This window comes from Rathayibacter sp. AY1B5 (assembly GCF_002932795.1).
Lineage (GTDB): Bacteria > Actinomycetota > Actinomycetes > Actinomycetales > Microbacteriaceae > Rathayibacter.
The window spans coordinates 112,659-132,651 of the sequence record NZ_PSWM01000002.1 but is presented as its reverse complement, the minus strand read 5'-3'; the positions used below and the strand labels follow the sequence as shown (position 1 = coordinate 132,651).

Below are 19,993 nucleotides of genomic sequence, written 5' to 3'. Positions count from 1 at the left end.
GGTCACCGATCCAGCGCCGGTGACGTCCCGGCGAGTCTACTGCTCCCGGCCCCGTCGGCCCCGGAACCCCGCTCCTCCGGCGCCCTATGCTGAAGAAATGGCTGCCTGGTTCCGACGTCGACGTCCCCTGCTCGACGTGCCCCGCCTGACGCCGCGCGGGGAGTCGAGCCAGAAGCGCGACCGCGTCGACCTCGCCGACCTGACCCCCGAGGTGCTGCCCTACCTCGGCCAGGTCGCCTATCTCCAGCTCGCGGTGTTCGAGGTGCTGGCGCGCGCCGTCGCCGAGACCGACGACCTCGCGGACAAGGAGGCCATCTCCTCCGCGGCCGGCACGGCGCTCGCGAAGCACCACGCCGTCGTCGCCGAGCTGCGCCGCCGCGATGCGGAGCCCGGCGAGGCCATGGCGCCGTTCCGCCCCGCGATCGACACCTTCGAGCGGCTCACCCGCGGCGCGGATCTCCACGAGACGCTGCTCTCGGCGTACATCACGGCGGGCCTGCTCGACGACTTCTTCATCCGCCTCACCGGCGGGCTGCCCACCGACGTGGGGCCGCGCATCGCGCAGACCCTCGGCGCGGACACGGGCGTCGACGGCGTGATCACGATCCTCCGCCGCGAGATCGCCGCGGACCAGCGCCTGGGCTCGCGCCTGGCCGTCTGGGGCCGCCGCCTGGTGGGCGACACCCTCCTCGTGGCGCGCTCCGCGCTGATGGGGTCGGGCAACCACGACTCCGACGAGTCGCGGATCGAGCCGGTGTTCACCGAGCTCATCGCCTCGCACACGCGGCGGATGGACGCCCTGGGGCTCACGGCCTGACCGTCCCCGGCGCGTCGCTGCGCCGGACTCCGGGAACGACGGAGGCGCGGAAGTCCGAGGACTCCCGCGCCTCCGGCTCGGATCAGGGGGCGACGCGTCCCGAGAGCATCGCCTGCAGGGAGGCCTCGTCGCGGCGGGCGCGAGTGCGCCCGATCGAGAGGCCGACCGGGACGACGACCACGGCGGTCGCGACGAGGGACAGGACCCAGATCAGTCCGCCGTCCCACGGCAGGCCCGCCCAGGTCAGCGCGACCCAGACGACCGCGGCCACCAGGCCGCCGACCGCCGGCACCAGCACGGAGCCGTGCAGGTGCCGGTGCGGCAGCCCGTAGCGTGCGGCGAGACCGATCAGGACCCCGAACAGGGTGATGAAGAGGAGCTCCACGACGTGTCCGCCCGGGATGCTCTAGGCGACGAAGCCGACGCGGCGCGACTCCTCGGAGCCGACCTCGACGAAGGCGACGGTGGCGGTCGGGACGATGTAGATCTTGCCCTTCTCGTCGCGGAGGCGGAGGACGGCGGTGCCGGCCTCGAGAGCGGTGGTCACCGTCTTCTCGACCTCGGTCACGGACATCGACGACTCGAAGTTGAGCTCGCGCGGGGTGTTGACCATTCCAATACGGATTTCCACCAGCAGTGCCTTTCGGGAGGGGACGAGGCTGTCAGGATACGGGACCGCGCTCGGACGACCGCGCCGGTTTCGCGGTGAGCGGAGCGGGCGGCCGGAGCTCCCGGCGGGGACGGGCGGGAGTGTCGGACCCGGTGGCTACCGTGGTCGTGTGACCGCTCCCGCGACCCCCGCTCCCTCCACCGCAGCCCCAGTCGGCGAGGCGCTCCCGGGCGAGCCCGCGGTCGTGCTGGACGACTCCCAGCGCGCGGTGCTCGCGCTGCCCGAGGGCCGCAGCGCCGCCGTGCTCGGGGCGCCGGGGACGGGCAAGACCACGACGGTCGTCGAGCTGGTCGCCGAGCGCGTCCTCGCGCGGGGGTACCCGCCCGAGTCGGTCGTGGTGCTCGCGGCCAGCCGCACCGCCGCCACCGCCCTGCGCGACGTGCTCGCCCTGCGCCTGGGTGTGCCGACCCGGGGCCCGCTCGCCCGGACCGCGACCTCGCTCGCGTTCGAGGCGGTCACCTCCTCCGCCAAGGAGCGCGGCCTCGAGCGGCCGACCCTCCTGACCGGCGGCGAGCAGGACGCCCTCCTCTCCGAGCTCGTCGAGGGCCACCTGGAGGAGGGGACCGGGCCGCGGTGGCCGGAGGAGTTCAGCCCCGAGGTGCTGAGGCTCCGCACGTTCCGCACCGAGCTGCGCGAGTTCGGGATGCGGGCGACCGAGCACGGGCTCGACTCGGACGCGATCCGCGCCCTCGGGGTCGACGCCGAGCGCGGCGAGTGGAGCGCGGCGGCCGACGTGCTCGACGAGCTGCGCGAGGTGGTGGAGTGGATGGCGCCCCAGGCGGGCACCCGTCTGGACGCGGCGGAGTTCGCTGCCTACGCGGCCGAGGCGATCCGCGCGGGCGAGGGCGGCGAGCGGATCGACGCGCTGCGTCTCGTCGTCGTCGACGACCTCCAGGAGGCGAGCGAGTCGACGCTCGTGCTGCTGCGGGCGCTGACGGAGCGCGGGGCGACCGTGATCGCGCTGGGCGACCCCGACGTGGCGACCAGCGCCTACCGCGGCGCGGCCTCCGACACGCTCGGCCGGTTCGCCGCGAGCATCGGCGCGTCCGACGTCGAGACGCTGGTGCTCGCGCGGGTGCACCGCCACTCGGCCGCGCTGCGGGCGGTCGTGTCGGCCGCCACCGAGCGCATCGGCACCGCGGCGGCCGGCCGGCAGCGGGCGGCGGTCGCGGCTCCGGCCCCCGAGGCGGGTCCGGAGCCTGTGCTGGTGCTGCACGCGCCGACGGCGGCGCGCGAGGCGGCGACGGTGGCGCGGCTGCTGCGCGAGCGGCGGCTGCGCGACGGTGTTCCGTGGCGGCGGATGGCGGTCGTCGTGCGCTCCGGAGCCGCGGTCCAGCCGCTGGTGAAGGCGCTCGCCGTGGCGGAGGTGCCGACCCGCTCCGTGCTCGCCGGTCGGGCGCTGCGCGACGACCACGCGGCCCGGGCGCTGCTCGTGCTGGTCGGCGTCGCGATCGGCGAGCGGCCCCTCGACGCGGAGCTCGCGGCGGAGCTGCTGCTCGGCCCGTTCGGCGGGGTCGACCGGCTGGGACTGCGCCGGCTCCGCCTCGCGCTCCGGGCGGAGGAGCTCGCCGGCGGCGGCATCCGCGCGAGCGACCCGCTGCTGGTCGAGGCCCTCGCCGCGCCCGGCCGCTTCGCCACCATCGACTCCGCTCCCGCCCGGCAGGCCGAGCGGCTGGCCGTGACGATCGACCGGGTCCGCCGCCTGCACGGGGAGGGGGGCTCGATCGAGGAGCTCCTGTGGTCGGCGTGGGAGTCCAGCCGTGTCGCATCCTCCTGGCGCGAGCTCGCCCTCGGCACCGGCCTGACCGCCGCCGAGGCGAACCGCAACCTCGACGGCGTGGTCGCCCTCTTCAGCGCCGCGCGCCGGTTCGTGGAGCGGGCGACCGGGCACTCCGCGGTCGGCTTCGTCACCGAGATCCTCGAGGCGGAGGTCCCCGAGGACACGCTCGCGCCGCGCTCCGTCGAGGACGCGGTCCTCATCGGCACGCCCTCCTCCGTCGTCGGGCTCGAGTTCGACGTCGTGGTGGTCGCCCGGCTGCAGGACGGCGTCTGGCCCAACCTCCGCCAGCGCGGCTCGCTGCTCGATCCGGACGGCCTGCTGCGGCACGCCCGCGGCGAGGGCGGCCTGCCGCTCGACGCCCGCAAGGCCACTCTCGACGACGAGCTCCGGATGTTCGCCCTGGCCGCCTCGCGCGCCCGGCGGCAGCTGGTGCTCAGCGCCGTCGCGGGCGAGGACGAGACGCCCTCCCTCTTCTTCCGGCTCACCCCGCCGGACGCGCCGCGGCTCGATCCGGCCTCCGCGGTGCCGCTCACTCTGCGCGGGGCGGTGGCGGCGCTGCGCCGGACCGCCACCACGCCGGACTCGACCGAGGCTCCCGCCGCGATCCGAGGGCTCAGCGCCCTGGCGCTCGCAGAGGTCCCCGGCGCCGACCCCTCCTCCTGGTCCGGGGTGCTCGAGCCCTCGACCACGGAGCCGCTCTTCGACGTCGGCGACCCCGAGCGGCCCGTCTCCGTCTCGCCGAGCCGCCTCGAGGCCTTCGAGCGGTCCCCGCTGGACTGGTTCGTCGACGCCGTCTCCGGCTCCACGACGAGCACGGCGATGGGGGTCGGCACCCTCGTGCACTGGGTCCTCGAGAACGCCGAGCGGCCCGATCCGCAGGAGCTGTGGGCGGCCCTCGAGTCGCGATGGCCCGAGCTGGTCTTCGAGTCGCAATGGCTGGGCGAGCGGCAGAAGCGCGTCACGCGGCGGCTGATCGACGGCCTCGCGGGCTACCTCGCCGACTTCGAGCGCGGGGGAGGCGTGGTGCTCGGCCGCGAGCAGCAGTTCGAGCTCGACGTCCCGCCCGCCCGCGTTCGCGGATCCATCGACCGCGTCGAGCGCGCCGCCGACGGCTCCGTCACGATCGTCGATCTCAAGACGGGCCGCAGCACGCCCCGGAAGGACGACATCGCCGAGCACGCGCAGCTGGGCAGCTACCAGCTCGCCGTCGCCGAAGGGGCGATCGAGGCGGCCGACCCGGCCGACGGGGGAGGCGCCAAGCTGCTCTTCGTGGCGACGGGCGTGCGCGGGAAGCCGTACCGCGAGGTGGTCCAGGAGCGCTTCGGCGAGGAGGAGCTGGAGCGGTTGCGCGAGCGCGTCCGCGCCGCGGCGCTGGGCATGGCGGCGGCGGGCTTCTCGGGCCTGCTCGACGCGACCCCGTTCTCGCCCGGCGACGCTCTGCGGTACCGCATCCACGCGGTGCCCGAGGTCCCGGGCGACGGCCTCCTGGCGATCGACGAGATCGACGACGCGGACGACCTCGAGGACTCCGAGGACCCGGATCCCGGTGCGCCGGCCGATCCTTCCGCACCCGCCGGCCCCGCCGCCGTCTCCGAGGAGGAGCTGCCGTGATCGACGCCCTGACCATCGCCGAGCGACTCGACCTGCGCCCGCCCACCGCCGAGCAGCGCGCCGTCATCGAGGCGCCGCTCGAGCCGGCCCTCGTGGTCGCCGGTGCCGGCAGCGGCAAGACCGAGACGATGGCCAACCGCGTCCTCTGGCTCCTCGCGAACGGCCACGCGGCGCCGTCGGAGGTGCTCGGCCTCACCTTCACCCGCAAGGCGGCGGCCGAGCTCGGCGAGCGCATCGGACGGAGGATCGACCAGCTCGGCGCGGCGGGCCTGCTCCCGCTCGCGCCAGGGCAGACGACGCCCGACCCGTTCGAGGCCGCCACCGTCTCGACCTACAACGCCTTCGCGAACACGATCTTCCGCGACAACGCCGCCCTGATCGGCCGCGAGGGGGACGCGACCGTGCTCTCCGAGGCCTCCGCCTGGCATCTCGCGCGGGGAGTCGTGGCCGACACGGCCGATCCGCGCATCCTCGAGGTGGAGGCCGGGATCGACCGGCTGACCGACCTCGTCGTCTCGCTCGCGCACGACCTCGCCGACAACCTCGCCGATCCGGCCGCGGTCGCGGCGTTCGCCGAGGACTTCCTCCGCCTGGGCGAGCTGCCGCGCGGAGGCAGCGGCTCGGGGCTCTACCGCGAGCTCGAGAAGGCGCTGCAGGCCGTGGGCGCGCTGCCGGTGCTGACGGCGCTCGCCGAGCGGTTCCAGGAGGCGAAGGCCGAGCGCGGCTTCGTCGAGTTCTCGGACCAGGTCGCCCTCGCGCTGAGGATCGTCGACCGGGTGCCGCGGATCGTGGACGAGCACCGCGCGAGGTACCGGGTGGTGCTCCTCGACGAGTACCAGGACACCTCCGTGCTGCAGACCCGCCTCCTCTCGCGGCTCTTCGCCGGGCAGGGAGTGATGGCCGTGGGAGACCCGCACCAGTCGATCTACGGCTGGCGCGGTGCGAGCGCCGAGGGGCTCGGCCGCTTCGGCACCGATTTCGGGGGAGCGGGACGCTTCTCCCTCAGCACGAGCTGGCGCAACGGCCGCCGCGTGCTGACCGCCGCGAACGCGATCGTGGAGCCGCTGTCGGCGGGGAGCGCGGTCGCGGTCGACACGCTGAGCGCGGGTCCGCAGGCCTCCGAGCACCCGGTCGAGCTCACCTTCCCCGAGACGATCGAGGAGGAGGCGGACGACGTCGCCGCCTGGTTCGCCGGGCGCCTGCGCCAGAGCGCCGAGCCGCCGTCGGCCGCGGTGCTCTTCCGGGTGCGCGCGCACATGGACCGCTTCGCCGCCGCGCTCGCGAAGCACGGCGTCCGGTACCACATCCTCGGCATCGGAGGCCTGCTGCGGCAGCCCGAGATCGCCGACCTCGTCGCCGCGCTCACCGTGGTCGAGGACCCGGCCGCCGGCAGCGAGCTCGTCCGCCTCCTGGCCGGCGCCCGCTGGCGTCTGGGGGTCCGCGACCTCAAGGCGCTGCGCGACCTCGCCTCGTGGCTCGCGGCGCGCGACCACGCGCACCGGCTGCTCCCGGAGGCGGTGCGCGAGCGGATGCGCGCCTCCGTCACCGAGGGCGAGGGCGGCTCGATCGTCGAGGCCCTCGACTTCATCGCGGCGCGCCGCCCCGGCGACGACGGGCGGATCGACCACTCCGCGCTCGGCGGGTTCAGCGCCGAGGGCCTGCGGCGCCTGCATGAGGCGGGCACCCTGTTCGCCCGGCTGCGCGCCCGGGCCGGGCTCGACCTCCTCGACTTCGTCACCCTGGTCGAGCAGGAGCTGGGCCTGGACATCGAGGTCGAGGCGAACGAGTCGCGCGGGGACGGCCGCGCCAACCTCGAGGCGTTCCGCGAGGCGGTGGCCGGGTACCTGCAGACGGACGACCGCGGCGCCGGCACCGGGTCCTCCCTCCGCGGATTCCTCCGCTGGCTCGTCCTCGCGGACAAGCGCGACGGCCTGGCCCCGCGACCGGAGGACCCGGAGCCGGGGACGGTGCAGCTGCTGACGATCCACGGCTCCAAGGGCCTGGAGTGGGACCTCGTCGCCGTCCCGAGGATGGTCGACGGCGAGCTCCCCGGCACGCCGGTCGAGGGCTTCCGCGGCTGGGTCAGGCTGGGCGCGATGCCCTACGCGTTCCGCGGCGACGCCGCCGAGCTCCCCGATCTCGCCTGGCGCGGCTGCAGCACGCAGAAGGAGGTCGTCGACGCGATCGGAGCGTTCGGCGACACTCTCCGCGAGCGCAACGAGGCGGAGGAGCGGCGTCTCGCCTACGTGGCCGTCACGCGGGCGCGTCACCACCTCCTGCTCAGCGGCTCGTGGTGGGCCGGCCAGGCGAAGCCGCGCGGACCGGGCGTCTTCCTCCGCGACCTCGAGGAGGCCGGAACGATCCCGCCGCTGCCGACCGAGCCCGCGAACGAGGAGAACCCGCTCGAGCGGGCCCCGCGCACGTTCCGCTGGCCGCACGATCCGCTCGGCTCCCGCGGCGACCGGGTCCGCGCCGCCGCCGCCCGGGTCCGCAGCGCCGAGCCCGCCCTGCTCGGAGCGCGCGGCGACGACATCCGCCTGCTGCTCGCCGAGCGGGCGGTGCGGCTGGCCGGGGGCGAGCGCACGCCGCTGCCCACCCGCATCCCCGCCTCCCGGTTCAAGGACATCGTCAGCACGCCGGACGAGGTCGCGGCGCAGCTGCGCCGGCCGATGCCGGAGCGCCCCTACCGGCAGACCCGGCTCGGCACGACCTTCCACTCCTGGGTCGAGAACCGCTTCGGCGTCCAGGGCGGGGCCGAGGCGGTCGACACCTTCCCCGACGAGCTCGACGACGCCGGTCCCGCGAGTGTCGAGCAGGAGCGGCTCGACGCCCTGATCGCGACCTTCGAGCGCTCGGAGTGGGCCGACCGGCGCCCGGAGGCGGTCGAGATCGAGATCCACCTCCAGCTCGCCGGCCATGTCGTCGTCTGCAAGCTCGACGCGGTGTACCCGACGGAGGACGGCGTGCAGATCGTCGACTGGAAGACCGGGCGGGCGCCGAAGGACGCCGCCGACCTCGAGCTCAAGCAGTTCCAACTCGCGCTGTACCGGCTCGCCTACTCGCGCTGGCGGGGAGTGCCGCTCGAGAGCGTCGACGCCGTGTTCTACTTCGTCGCCGACGACCTCGTGCTGCGGCCCGAGCGGTTCTACTCCGAGCGCGAGCTCGCGGAGTCGCTCTCCTCGGCGACGGGAGCGAGCCCGCGGCCGTGAGCGGAGGAGCCCGTGCGGGCTCCCGGCGTGCGGTTGAGCAGCTCCTCGACCTCCGAGACCTCCAGCACCGGGCCGGTGTCGGTCGAGAGGGGCGCGGAGAGGTCGCCGAGCACGCTGTCGACCAGCGTGTCCAGCATCGCGACCGCGTCGTCCACGATGGCGGAGTCGTCGGTCTCGGTGCCGTGCAGCAGCCAGCGGGCGAGCTCGAGCTCGGCGTAGAGCTGGGCGCGCTGGCGGATCGTGCGGTCCACCGCTCCCGCGCGCATCCGGGAGTAGGCCGAGAGCGCCGTCTCGGAGCCCGGGGCGCTCAGCAGCCAGTGCAGGTCGCGCGCCGGGTCGCCGACCCGCAGCGCCGCCCAGCCGAGCACGGCCGCGACCACGTCGCCCGAGCGGAGGAAGGAGTCGGCCGTCATCGAGCCGTTCACCACGGTCGGGTCGAACTGCCAGAGCGCCTCGTCGGAGGAGGCCGACTCCCAGCGCGCGACGAGCGCCGCCGGGACGTGGCCGGTGTCGGCCGCGCGCTCGATCACGGCGACCGTCTCGTTCACGCTGTCGCGCGCGGTCGCGATCGGCAGGCCCGCCTCCTGGACGAACGACACCGGGAGCGAGTGGATCGCTCCGACGGCCCGGCCGATCGAGTCGGCGAGCCCGCTCTGCGCGGCCACGTCGTCGATGAGGACGCGGTCGCCCTCGAGGTACTCGTAGACGACCGCGCGGGTGCCGTCGAACGGCGTCTGCCCCACGCTCTCCTGCAGATCGAACGGCAGTCGGCTGCGGATGCCGGCGGTCAGCGCCCGGAGCGCGACGAGGTCGCCGAGCTGCTCCTGCTCCGCGAGCGCGGACGTGGGAACGCGCACGACGAGGCGGGCGCCCTCGCGCGTCGTCAGCAGGGCGGAGTCGAAGTCGCCGTGCGTCGAGGACGTGAAGGGGCGCGCGGAGCGGACGTCGAGGCCCTCGACGGCCGAGGTGGCCAGCGCGGCTAGAGTGAGATGGGATCTGGCCATGGTTTCCAGGGTAGGCGGCTCGTGCCCGGCCGGCCCGCCGCCACGCGCTGTCCCGCCGATGCCGTCGAAGGCCCGCGACAGCGGTCCTCGCGGCCCCCGTCACGAAATGAGCCCCGGATGTCACTGCCCTTCGCCGATCGCCTCCCGCTCTCGCGACAGGCGGCCGACCGCGACGGCGTCGGACGCTCGCGGCCCGCGCTCTTCGACGAGCTGCTCGCCGATCCCGCCACCCGCGTGCTCGTCCTGCACCACGACCGGACCCTGGTCGAGGCCGACCGCCTCCTCCTGCGCCGCCCCGAGGACGTGACCGCCGGCACCCTCCGGATCTACCTCGGCCGCACGCTCGCCGAGGCCCCCGGCGAGCCGGTCGGAACCCCCGTCATCGCGACCGTCCTCACCGACGCGGCCGCCGCCGAACTCGAGCCCGACGAGGAGCGGTGGAGCGGCCTGCGCCCGATCGCCGAGCGCCTGAGCGACCGCGACGCGGGCCTGTTCACCGAGGCTCTCGCCATCGCGAACTGGCACGCCTCGCACGGCTACTCGCCCCGCAACGGCGACCCGACCGTCGTCGAGCAGGGCGGCTGGGTCCGCCGCTCGCCCACCGACGGCAGCCAGGTCTTCCCGCGCACGGATCCGGCGATCATCGTCTGCGTCCTCGACGCGGACGACCGCCTCCTCCTCGGCTCGAACGCGATGTGGGGCACCGGCCGCTTCTCCCTCCTCGCCGGCTTCGTCGAGCCGGGCGAGTCGCTCGAGGCCGCCGTGATCCGCGAGATCGGCGAGGAGTCGGGCATGCGCGTCGTCGACCCGCAGTACCTGGGCTCGCAGCCCTGGCCGTTCCCCGCCTCTCTCATGGTCGGCTTCACCGCCCGCCTCGCCGAGGACCAGTCCCCGGAGGACCTGCTCCCGGACGGCGAGGAGATCGTCGAGCTGCGCTGGTTCACCCGGCAGCAGCTGCACGAGTCCCTCGAGTCCGTGCTGCTGCCCGGCCGCTCGTCCATCGCCCGAGCGATGATCGAGGACTGGTACGGAGGCGAGCTGGAGAACGGCCCGATCGCGTGACCCTGCTCGACGGACTCGACGAGGGGCAGCGCGAGGCGGCGGAGGCGCTGCTGGGACCGGTCTGCGTCCTCGCGGGCGCGGGCACCGGCAAGACCCGGACGATCACGCACCGCATCGCTCACGGAGTGGCGACCGGCGTCTACACGCCGGGCCGCGTCATGGCCCTGACCTTCACCAGCCGCGCCGCGGCCGAGCTGCGCTCGCGCCTGCGGGTGCTCGGCGCCGGCGGCGTCCAGGCCCGCACCTTCCACGCCGCCGCCCTCTCGCAGCTCGGCTACTTCTGGCCGCAGCTGGTGGGGGGCACGATGCCCCAGCTTCTCGACGGCAAGGCCCGCCTGCTCGGGCACGCGGCCGAGCGGCTCCGCCTGAAGCTCGACACGGCGACGCTCCGCGACCTCTCGGCCGAGATCGAGTGGCGGAAGGTGTCCGCCCTCTCCCTCGAGCAGTACGCCGTCGCCGCCCGCACGCGCCCCCTGCCCGGACGGCTCACCCTGGAGCAGACGGTCGCGCTCGTGGACGAGTACGAGGGGCTGAAGGACCAGCGCCGCCAGATCGACTTCGAGGACGTCCTGCTCGTGACCGCCGGGATGCTCGAGTCCGAGCCCGCGATGGCGATGCAGGTGCGCGAGCAGTACCGCTTCTTCGTCGTCGACGAGTACCAGGACGTCTCGCCGCTGCAGCAGCGGCTCCTGGAGCTCTGGCTCGGCGACCGGAGCGACCTCTGCGTCGTCGGCGACGCCAGCCAGACCATCTACTCCTTCGCGGGTGCGCGGGCCGACTACCTCCTCGACTTCCCGTCCCGCTGGCCGGCCGCCACCGTCGTGCGCCTGGAGGAGAACTACCGCTCGGCCGTGCCGATCGTGCAGACCGCGAACCGCCTCATGCGGGGCAGGCCCGGCGCGCTCTCGCTCCACGCCGTCGCCGCGGCCGAGGCGCCGGAGCCCGCGATCGACGCCTACCCGGACGACATCGCGGAGGCGCGCGGCATCGCGGCGCGGGTCGCGGCCGACATCGAGGCGGGGGTGCGCCCCTCCGACATCGCCGTGCTCTTCCGCACCAACAGCCAGTCGGCGGTCATCGAGCACGCCCTGCACGAGCGGGGAGTGAGCGCGCACATGCGCGGCGGCAAGCGCTTCTTCGACCTCCCCGAGGTGAAGCAGGCCGTGATGCAGCTGCGCGCGGCGTCCGTGTCGATCAGCGGCGAGCCGCTGTTCAAGTCGGTGAGCGACGTCCTCCGCTCGCTCGGCTGGAGCGCCGAGCCGCCGTCGGCGCCCGGTGCGGTGCGCGACCGGTGGGAGTCGCTGGACACGCTGGCCCGCCTCGTCGACGAGGCTCCTTCCGGATGGACCTTCCGGCAGTTCACCGACGACCTGATCGCGCGCCAGCAGGTGCATCACGAGCCGGACCGCGGCGCGGTCACCCTCGCCACGCTGCACTCGGCGAAGGGCCTCGAGTGGGAGTCGGTGCACCTGATGGGGCTCGCCGAGGGCCTGCTGCCGATCTCGTACGCCGCCGGCCTCGAGGCGATCGACGAGGAGCGGCGCCTCCTCTACGTCGGCATCACCCGGGCCCGCCGGCGCCTGCGCCTGTCGTGGGCGCGCTCGACGGTCGGCCGCGTCACGCGGAGGGAGCCGTCGCGCTTCCTCGAAGAGCTCGGCACGCGCACTCGGGGTGCGGCTCCCGCTCCCGCACGGTGAAGGCTCCGGAGGCGTCGATGTAGATCCGCTCGGCCGCGCGGAGCCCGCGCCAACCCGCGAGGAGCCGCCGCAGCACGGCGTCGGCGGCCGCCACGGCGATCGCCGCGCCGGCGAGGGGCGTGCGAGTGGGAGCCGAGCGGCCGAGCACCTGGATCACGAGGCGCGCGCGATCCGGATCGAGGTCCATGCGGTCCCGCTCGGCGCAGTGCAGGCACGGTCCGGACCCCGGCTCCACCAGGGGTCCGAGGCGCACCGATTCGTCGCCGAACACGACCGCCAGGTGCGGCACGTCGGCCGCGAGCCAGTGCGCGGCGCGGACGGGGGCGACGGCGAAGTCGGCGATCAGGACGGCGAGGTCCGGCGTCCCGTCGTCGGCGAGCAGCGAGCAGCCCTCGCTCCGGAGGAGTGTGCGCAGTGCGTCCGGTGCCGCGCCCGTCCCCTCGACGACGACCCGCGGTGCCGGGGGAGGGCCGGGCTCGATGCTGCGCAGCAGGACCGGCCGGAGCGCCTCGAGCACCTCGTCGACCCGCGCCTCGCTCGCTCCGGCGCGCGTCGCGATCAGGCGGACGGTGCCGGCGCTGGTGCCCACGCGGAGCGCGTCGAGCAGGAGCTCCTCCGGGTAGCCGACGCCGTCCAGGACCGCGTGCGGACGGTCCAGGCCGAGCTGCACCGCGGTCGCGGAGCGCCAGAGCAGAGGGAGTCGAGGATCGAGCCGGAGCACCATCCGGCGATCATGGCCGAGACCGGCCCGGCGCCGCGGGAGTTGTCCACAGGCGGGCGCCGGACGGGATCAGACGGGGCGGTCGCCCGTGGGGGAGGAGCCGCGGTCGTCGTCGTCCGGCGAGCCGGCGTCGTCGGCCGTGTCCGGAGCGTCTCCGGAGGCACCGTCGCGCTCGCGCGGCATCGTGCCGTTCAGCAGGTCCTCCAGCGCGCGGTCCATCTCGTCGGGCTCCGGGGTCTCGCCGCGGGCCTCGGCCGTGAGCCGGGCGACGAGCGCGCTCGGGTCGTCCAGGTCCTCCGAGCCGGGGAGCAGGTCGGGGTGCGACCAGAGCGAGTCGCGGGCCTCGGGCCCGACGGCGTCGGTCACGGCCTGCCACATCGCGGCGGCCTCGCGGAGGCGGCGCGGGCGCAGCTCCAGGCCGACGAGGGTCGCGAAGGCGGACTCGGCCGGTCCGCCGGAGGCGCGGCGGCGACGGACCGTCTCGGCGATCGCCCCGGCGCTGGGCAGGCGCGTGGTCGCCGCCGCGGTGACGACGTCGACCCAGCCCTCGATGAGGGCGAGGACGGTCTCGAGCCGGCCGTGCGCGGCGAGCTGCTCCTCCGTCTTCGGCGGGATGAGCGCGCCGGAGGTCATCGCGTCGCGGAGCTCCTCGGGGTTCGACGGGTCGAAGCCCTCGGCCAGCTCCTCGAGGCGGGTGGTGTCGATGCTGATCCCGCGCGCGAAGTCGGTGATCTGCGAGATGAGGGCGAGGCGGAGCCACTTGCCGTGGCGGAACAGGCGGGCGTGGGCGAGCTCGCGGACCGCCAAGTACAGCTGCACCTGGTCCAGCGGGATGTCGAGGCCCTCGCCGAACGCGGCGACGTTCTGCGGCAGGATCGCCGCGTCGTTCTCCTCCAGCAGCGGGATGCCGATGTCGCCGCCCGAGACGACCTCGGCGGCGAGCTGCCCGACGACCTGGCCCAGCTGCAGGGCGAACAGGGTGCCGCCGATCCCGCGCATCATGCCTTCGGCGCCGGCGATCATCGCCTGCATCTCCTCCGGGGCCTGCTCGCGGAGCACGCGGGTCAGCGCGTCCGAGATGCTCAGCGCCACCGGCTCGGCGAGCTGGGTCCAGACCGGCATCGTCAGGGAGATCCACTCGAGGCGGCTGATCGAGCGCGGCGTGCGGCTCAGCTCGGAGACGTACGCGACCTCGTCCAGCCAGAGCGCGGCGACGCCGAAGGCCGCGTCGATCGGCGCCCGCACGGAGTCGGACACCGGCGCGGAGTCGGCGCGCGCGAGCTGCTTCGCCTGCTCGAGCGAGAGCGTCCAGTTCACGCCGCCGTCGCCGTTCTGCTGCATCGCGCTCTGCAGCTGCGAGAGCAGATTCTGCAGGGCCACCGGGTCGTTCGGCAGGCCCGCCGCACCGGCGAGCTGCGAGGGGTCGACCGGGCCGTTCCCCGAGAGGAACTGCCGCAGCATCTCCCGGAACTCGTCCTCGGAGCCGCCGCCCGCTCGGTCCGCACTGTCGCCATCGGCCATCGGGATCAGCCCTCCGTCGCTCACGTGAATCCGGTCGCCGCACCGCTTCCGCGGCCCTGCACGGGGCGCCGGTTCCGGCGCGACTCCCAGTCGTGCAAGCTACGTTAGCCCGAGCGCCCGGGGCCTCGGCGTGCAGAGCACCGCTCGGGCCCAGCCCGCTTCCGCCCGCCGCGAACATCCCGGCGGAGCCGCTCCACCCGTTGCCAGAAAGGCCCCCGTGTCGCTGTTCTCCGACGACCCGCGCCCCTCCTCCTCCCCGCGCCGCCCGTGGGTCGGACCGGTCGTCCTCCTCTCGGGTGTCGCCCTCGTGGTCGGTCTGGGCGTCGCGCCCGCCCCCTACGTGATCGAGCAGCCCGGCCCGGTCTTCGACACCCTGGGCAGCAGCGAGGACGTGCCCCTCATCTCGATCCCGGACCGCACCACCTACCCCACCGCAGGCACGCTCGACATGCTCACCGTGTCGGTCGTCGGCAACCCGCAGAGCCTGCCCACCTGGGTGGAGGTCGCGAGCGCCTGGTTCGACAGGACCAAGGCGGTCGTCCCGGTCGACGCGATCTTCCCGCCCTCCTCCACGGTCGAGGAGCGCGACGAGGCGAATCAGGCCGAGATGACCGACTCCCAGCAGGAGGCGATCGCCGCCGCGCTCACCGAGCTCGGCCACCCCGTCGAGCAGCGCGTCTCGGTCGTGCAGGTGCCCGAGGGCTCCCCTGCCGAGGGCGTCCTGGAGGCGGGGGACGAGATCCTCGCGGTCGCCGGGACCCCTGTCGCCGACGCGACCGCCCTGCGCGCGACCCTGCAGACCCTGGGCACCGGCTCCCCGGTGCAGATCAGCATCGAGCGCGAGGGCGCACGGCAGGAGGTGGAGGTCACGCCGCGCGACTCGAACGGCGCCGCCGTCATCGGCGTCCTCCCCGGCGCGGCCTTCGACTTCCCGTTCGAGGTCGACATCCAGCTGGACGACGTGGGCGGGCCGAGCGCCGGGATGATGTTCGCCCTCGGGATCATCGACAAGCTCACCGAGGGCGAGCTCAACGGCGGGCGGAGCGTCGCCGGGACCGGCACGATCGACGCGGCCGGCGAGGTCGGCGCCATCGGCGGGATCCGCCAGAAGCTCTACGGGGCGGAGGGCGCCGGCGCGGAGTACTTCCTCGCACCCGCGACCAACTGCAACGAGGTCGTCGGCCACGTCCCCGACGGGCTCGACGTGCTCGCGGTCTCGACCCTCGACGACGCCCTCGCCGCCCTGAAGGGCATCGCCGCGGGCGACACCTCCGGCCTGCCGGACTGCAGCACCGCCGCTCCCCTCGACTGATCCCACCCGCCGACCCCGGGTCGACGCCCAGGTGAGCCGGACAGCCGTCGCATAGCATGGGTGGCCTCCCCTCACATCTCGACAGCAAGAGGCCCTCACGTGAGTTCCACAGCAACCGAAACCCCGCCGCGGAAGAGACGGAGCGTCCTCGCCGTCACTGTCGTGGTGGTGGCCGTCCTGGTGGTGGCGTTCTTCGTCTTCGCAGGTCTGTACACCGACATCCTCTGGTACGACCAGCTCGGCTTCCTCTCCGTCCTCACGACGCAGTGGGCGGCGGCGGGCGGGCTCTTCGTCATCGGCTTCGTCGCCATGGCCGTGCCGGTGTTCATCAGCCTGATGCTGGCGTACCGCCTCCGGCCGGTCTACGCGAAGCTCAACTCGCAGATCGACCGCTACCAGCAGGTCGTGGAGCCGCTGCGGCGCCTGGCCACCTTCGGGATCCCCGCGGTGCTCGGCCTCTTCGCCGGCGTGTCCTCCGCCACCCGCTGGCAGACGAGCCTCACCTTCTGGAACCGCACGCCCTCGGGCACCACGGATCCGCAGTTCGGCCTCGACACGTCGTTCTACCTCTTCGAGCTGCCCTTCTACCAGAGCATCGTCGGCTTCGCGTCGGCGGTCCTCCTGATCTCGGCGTTCGCGACCCTCGCCACCGGCTACCTCTACGGAGCGATCCGGGTGAACGGCCGCGAGATCCGCATCTCGAAGGCCTCGCGCATCCAGCTGGCGGTCATCGCCGCCCTCTACCTCGCCGTGCAGGCGGTCAGCCTCTGGCTCGACCAGTACGCGACGCTCGCGCAGCAGGGGCCCCGCATCACCGGCGCCACCTACTCGACCGTCAACGCCACGATCCCGGGCCTGCAGATCCTGGCCGGCATCGCGGCGCTGGTCGCGATCCTCTTCGTCGTCACCGCCTTCATCGGCCGCTGGCGCTTCCCGGTCATCGGCACCGCGCTGCTGATCGTGTCGAGCCTGCTCGTCGGCTCCCTCTACCCGTGGATCGTGCAGAAGTTCCAGGTCGAGCCCAACGAGCGCACGCTCGAGCAGCCCTTCATCCAGAACAACATCGACATGACCCGCCAGGCCTACGGGGTGAGCGACGTCGACGTCATCCCCTACGAGGCGACCACCGACGCGGAGCCGGGCGCCCTGCGCTCGGACGCCGAGACCACCGCGAACATCCGCATCCTCGACCCCGCCGTGGTCACCGACGCGTTCTCGCAGCTGCAGCAGTTCCGCCAGTACTACAAGTTCGGCGACACGCAGAACGCGCTCGACGTCGACCGCTACTCCATCGACGGATCGACGCAGGACGCCGTGGTCGGCGTCCGCGAGCTGAACCTCAACGGCCTCGGCACCAACCAGACCTGGTACAACCAGACGCTCGTCTACACGCACGGCTACGGCCTGGTCGCCGCCTACGGCAACCAGCGCTCGGCCGACGGCGAGCCGGTGTTCATCGAGTCCGGCGTCCCGACCACGGGCGACCTCGGCGACTACGAGCCGCGGATCTACTTCGGCGAGAACTCCCCGCCGTACTCGATCGTGGGCGGCAACGACTCGCGCGACATCGAGCTCGACTACCCCTCGGGCACCGACGGCGCGCAGCAGACCTACACGACCTTCGACGGCGAGGGCGGCCCCGCTCTCGACAACGTCTTCAAGAAGCTCGTCTACGCGATCAAGTTCCAGTCCGAGCAGATCTTCCTCTCGGACGGCGTGAACGACGACTCGCAGATCCTCTACGACCGCGATCCCGTGCAGCGCGTCCAGAAGGTCGCGCCGTACCTCAAGCTCGACTCCGACGCCTACCCGACCGTCGTCGACGGCCGCGTGAAGTGGGTCGTCGACGGGTACACCACCTCGGCCGACTACCCGTACTCGGAGGTGCAGAGCCTCTCGCAGGCGATCGCCGACACGAACACGCAGCAGCAGTTCCCGACCGACGACGTCAACTACATCCGCAACTCGGTCAAGGCGACGGTCGACGCGTACGACGGCAGCGTCACGCTCTACGCGTGGGACACCGAGGACCCGATCCTGCAGACCTGGCAGAAGATCTTCCCGACCACGGTGAAGCCCGTGAGCGACATGTCGGGCGAGCTGCTCAGCCACGTCCGCTACCCGGAGGACCTCTTCAAGGTCCAGCGCGCGGTCCTCGGCACCTACCACGTCACCGACGCGGGCTCCTTCTACTCCCGCGAGGACGCCTGGGCGACGCCGAACGACCCGACCAGCGGAGCCGCGACCACGGCCGCCGCGACCGGCACCAGCCTGCAGCCGCCTTACTACCTGACGCTGCAGACGCCGGACCAGGACGTCCCGTCGTACTCGCTCTACTCGACATACATCCCGGCGAGCGTCCAGGGCGCGCAGGCCAGCCGCAACGTGCTGACCGGCTACCTCGTGGCCGACTCCGACGCCGGCTCGACGGCGGGCTCCGTGGCCGACGGCTACGGCACCCTCCGCCTGCTCGAGCTGCCGAAGGACGACACGGTGCCCGGTCCCGGCCAGGTGCAGAACGCCTTCACGACCGACCCGACGGTCGCGAACGAGCTGAACATCCTCTCCCGCGGCGACACCACCGTCACGAGGGGCAACCTGCTCACGCTGCCGGTCGGCGGCGGCCTGCTCTACGTCCAGCCGATCTACGTGCGCTCCAACGGAGACACGAGCTTCCCGCTCCTGCAGAAGGTGCTGGTCGCGTTCGGCGACGACATCGCCTTCGAGGACACCCTCGACGCGGCCCTCGACAGCCTCTTCGGCGGCGACTCGGGAGCCGACGCGGGCGACACCGGCACGCCGACGACTCCGGACGCGGGCACCGGCACCTCGGGCGGCGACACCGGAGGCGACGCGGGCGGCACGACCGGCGGGACCGGCACCACGCCGACCACGGGGGACCAGACGGCGCTCCAGCAGGCGCTGAACGACGCTCGCGACGCCCTCGCGGCCCGGGAGACGGCGCTCAAGTCCGGTGACCTGACCGCGTTCGCGGCGGCCGACGAGCAGCTGACCGAGGCGCTCTCGCGGGCGCTGCAGGCCGAGGGCGGCCAGTAGCCCGCATGGTGCAGGTCGACCGCGGCGAGCACCTCCGCTCGGGGGAGTGGCTCGAGCTCAACCGCACGTACTGGGAGGAGCGCACCGGCGAGGGTGCGCTCCACCCGGAGCTCGTCGCCGTGGCGCTCCGCGGCCCCGGGCCGCGGATACTCCAGCTCGGCTCGGGCGACGGGCTCGACGCGCTCGAGCTCGCCCAGCGCGGCGCCCGCGTGGTGGGCGTCGACTTCTCGATGCCGGCCGTGCGCCGAGCACGCGCCGCCGCAGCGGAGCGGGACCTCGCCGGCTCCGCCCGCTTCGTCTGCGCGAACCTCTACGAGCTGCGGCACATGCTGCCGGAGCCCGACTCGTTCGACGTGGTGCTCAGCAGCGCCGGCGTCGTCTCGTGGCTCCCCGACGCGGAGGAGTGGGCGCGGCTGGTGGAGTGGTTCCTCGCCCCGGGCGGCGTGGCGCTCATCGCCCCCTCGTCGTCCGCTCCCGTCGACGCCGACGTCCGCACCTGGTCGCGCCCCTCGTCCGCGCTCGCCGCGGCACTGACGGCAGTCGGGCTGAGTGTGGACGAGGACGCCCCGCTGCGCGCCGCCAAGCCCGCCTGGGACCGGAGCCCGCCCCCGCCACCGCGTCGATTTGCACCGGCGCCGGAACGCGTGTAATGTCTCTTCTTGTGCCGCGGGGTGGAGCAGTTCGGTAGCTCGCTGGGCTCATAACCCAGAGGTCGTAGGTTCAAATCCTGCCCCCGCAACAAGAAAGCGAAAGCCGGTCCTGAGAAGGGCCGGCTTTCGTCGTTGACGCCGGTCCGAGAACGGCCATCAGCGGCCGGGGCGCCCGGGCGGCGCGTCAGTCGGCCTCGATGACGCTGAGCACGTTCCCCGACGGATCGCGGAACCAGCAGATCGTCGGTCCGTGGCCGCGCATCACCCCGTCCGCATCGGTCGGCAGCGACGGGTCGTCGTAGATCGCCGTGGCGACGCCCGCCGCGTGCAGCTCGGCGACCGCGGCGTCGACGTCCTCCACCGAGAAGTTCAGGATCGTGAACGACGCCGGCGCGTGGTCCGGCTTCGGGTACGCGATCGCGCGGCCTCCGCCCGGCAGCCGGATGTCGAGGATCCCCATCGCGTTCACCTCGACCTCGAGCCCCAGCACTCCGCCGTAGAAGGCCCGCGCCGCCTCCACATCGTCCACGCTGAAGCCGCTGAACGCCCTCTCGCTCCGGATCATCGCCGTCCTCCGTCCCGCGGCCGCACCGTCGCGCCCGCTCCGCTCCGGACGCTACTCCGGTCCTGCGGCCCCGTCACCGTTCGTCTCGCCGGGATACGGCGTGGACCCCAGCGGACCGTCGAGTAGGGGCTGCCCCGAAACGATGCGAAGTTGCCGTGCGGCCGGCCCGCCGGGCGTCCGGGACTTATTCGAGGGTTTCGCGAGCCTCCTAGGTCGCCCCCGTTTCTACCATGGCCATCAATGGCTCGCGATCGTTGAATCGCACGGGGTTCAGCTAGAAAGGTCCTCGACTTGCTCATCACTACTTCGCCCTGAAC

The 19,993-nt window shown here is 73.7% G+C and carries 14 protein-coding genes and 1 tRNA gene; 9 read left to right on the top strand and 6 right to left on the bottom strand.

Going from position 1 to position 19,993, the window contains the following annotated elements; all coding sequences use genetic code 11:
• Nucleotides 1-97: 97 nt before the first annotated feature.
• Nucleotides 98-817 carry a ferritin-like fold-containing protein gene (locus tag C5D44_RS02710; RefSeq protein ID WP_104280754.1) on the top strand — a complete coding sequence of 240 codons (720 nt, stop codon included), beginning with the start codon at nt 98-100 and terminating at the stop codon, nt 815-817.
• 82 nt (nt 818-899) lie between these two features.
• Here the strand turns inward: C5D44_RS02710 and C5D44_RS02705 are convergent, their stop codons facing one another.
• Nucleotides 900-1,202, bottom strand: coding sequence for a hypothetical protein (locus C5D44_RS02705; RefSeq protein WP_104280753.1), 303 nt, complete (start codon nt 1,200-1,202; stop codon nt 900-902).
• Between the two features lie 21 nt (nt 1,203-1,223).
• Nucleotides 1,224-1,448, bottom strand: a complete 225-nt coding sequence (locus C5D44_RS02700) for a DUF3107 domain-containing protein (protein WP_104277651.1) — start codon at nt 1,446-1,448, stop codon at nt 1,224-1,226.
• 148 nt (nt 1,449-1,596) lie between these two features.
• Between C5D44_RS02700 and C5D44_RS02695 the strand changes: the two genes are divergently transcribed.
• A complete protein-coding gene (locus C5D44_RS02695) occupies nt 1,597-4,878 on the top strand; it encodes an ATP-dependent DNA helicase (protein WP_104280752.1) in 3,282 nt (1,093 codons plus the stop codon).
• On the top strand, nt 4,875-8,087 hold the full coding sequence (locus C5D44_RS02690) for an ATP-dependent DNA helicase (protein WP_104280751.1): 3,213 nt from the start codon (nt 4,875-4,877) through the stop codon (nt 8,085-8,087). The genes C5D44_RS02695 and C5D44_RS02690 overlap by 4 nt, the downstream gene beginning before the upstream one ends.
• Here C5D44_RS02690 and C5D44_RS02685 read toward each other — a convergent pair.
• A complete protein-coding gene (locus tag C5D44_RS02685) occupies nt 8,024-9,091 on the bottom strand; it encodes a phosphotransferase (protein ID WP_104224838.1) in 1,068 nt (355 codons plus the stop codon). The genes C5D44_RS02690 and C5D44_RS02685 overlap by 64 nt on opposite strands.
• A gap of 117 nt (nt 9,092-9,208) precedes the next feature.
• On the opposite strand from C5D44_RS02685, the gene nudC reads away from it, so the two are divergent.
• Complete coding sequence (nudC, locus tag C5D44_RS02680) at nt 9,209-10,153, top strand: NAD(+) diphosphatase (RefSeq protein ID WP_104280750.1); 945 nt, start codon at nt 9,209-9,211, stop codon at nt 10,151-10,153.
• A complete protein-coding gene (locus tag C5D44_RS02675; RefSeq protein WP_104280749.1) occupies nt 10,150-11,850 on the top strand; it encodes an ATP-dependent helicase in 1,701 nt (566 codons plus the stop codon). The genes nudC and C5D44_RS02675 overlap by 4 nt, the downstream gene beginning before the upstream one ends.
• Here the strand turns inward: C5D44_RS02675 and C5D44_RS02670 are convergent.
• Complete coding sequence (locus C5D44_RS02670; RefSeq protein WP_104280748.1) at nt 11,771-12,574, bottom strand: hypothetical protein; 804 nt, start codon at nt 12,572-12,574, stop codon at nt 11,771-11,773. The two genes, C5D44_RS02675 and C5D44_RS02670, sit on opposite strands and share 80 nt — an antisense overlap.
• A 66-nt stretch (nt 12,575-12,640) precedes the next feature.
• Nucleotides 12,641-14,092 carry a zinc-dependent metalloprotease gene (locus tag C5D44_RS02665; protein WP_104280833.1) on the bottom strand — a complete coding sequence of 484 codons (1,452 nt, stop codon included), beginning with the start codon at nt 14,090-14,092 and terminating at the stop codon, nt 12,641-12,643.
• 217 nt (nt 14,093-14,309) lie between these two features.
• Here C5D44_RS02665 and C5D44_RS02660 point away from each other — a divergent pair, with 217 nt between their 5' ends.
• From C5D44_RS02660 to C5D44_RS02645, 4 genes are all read left to right on the top strand, one after another.
• Nucleotides 14,310-15,404: a PDZ domain-containing protein gene (locus C5D44_RS02660; RefSeq protein WP_104280747.1), complete on the top strand. Its 1,095-nt coding sequence runs from the start codon at nt 14,310-14,312 to the stop codon at nt 15,402-15,404.
• 99 nt (nt 15,405-15,503) lie between these two features.
• Nucleotides 15,504-18,461, top strand: a complete 2,958-nt coding sequence (locus tag C5D44_RS02655; protein ID WP_181118430.1) for a UPF0182 family protein — start codon at nt 15,504-15,506, stop codon at nt 18,459-18,461.
• 5 nt (nt 18,462-18,466) lie between these two features.
• Nucleotides 18,467-19,111, top strand: a complete 645-nt coding sequence (locus tag C5D44_RS02650) for a bifunctional 2-polyprenyl-6-hydroxyphenol methylase/3-demethylubiquinol 3-O-methyltransferase UbiG (RefSeq protein WP_104280746.1) — start codon at nt 18,467-18,469, stop codon at nt 19,109-19,111.
• Nucleotides 19,112-19,126: 15 nt separating this feature from the next.
• Nucleotides 19,127-19,200, top strand: a tRNA-Met gene (locus C5D44_RS02645).
• Nucleotides 19,201-19,295: 95 nt separating this feature from the next.
• Here the strand turns inward: C5D44_RS02645 and C5D44_RS02640 are convergent.
• Nucleotides 19,296-19,676, bottom strand: a complete 381-nt coding sequence (locus C5D44_RS02640) for a VOC family protein (RefSeq protein WP_104280745.1) — start codon at nt 19,674-19,676, stop codon at nt 19,296-19,298.
• Nucleotides 19,677-19,993 lie beyond the last annotated feature (317 nt).

Bases quoted from the DNA above. Each gene is read 5' to 3' on its own strand.
- C5D44_RS02710 (WP_104280754.1), top strand. From the start codon at position 98: ATGGCTGCCTGGTTCCGACGTCGACGTCCCCTGCTCGACGTGCCCCGC.
- C5D44_RS02685 (WP_104224838.1), bottom strand. From the start codon at position 9,091: ATGGCCAGATCCCATCTCACTCTAGCCGCGCTGGCCACCTCGGCCGTC.
- nudC (WP_104280750.1), top strand. From the start codon at position 9,209: ATGTCACTGCCCTTCGCCGATCGCCTCCCGCTCTCGCGACAGGCGGCC.
- C5D44_RS02670 (WP_104280748.1), bottom strand. From the start codon at position 12,574: ATGGTGCTCCGGCTCGATCCTCGACTCCCTCTGCTCTGGCGCTCCGCG.
- C5D44_RS02665 (WP_104280833.1), bottom strand. From the start codon at position 14,092: ATGGCCGATGGCGACAGTGCGGACCGAGCGGGCGGCGGCTCCGAGGAC.
- C5D44_RS02650 (WP_104280746.1), top strand. From the start codon at position 18,467: ATGGTGCAGGTCGACCGCGGCGAGCACCTCCGCTCGGGGGAGTGGCTC.
- C5D44_RS02640 (WP_104280745.1), bottom strand. From the start codon at position 19,676: ATGATCCGGAGCGAGAGGGCGTTCAGCGGCTTCAGCGTGGACGATGTG.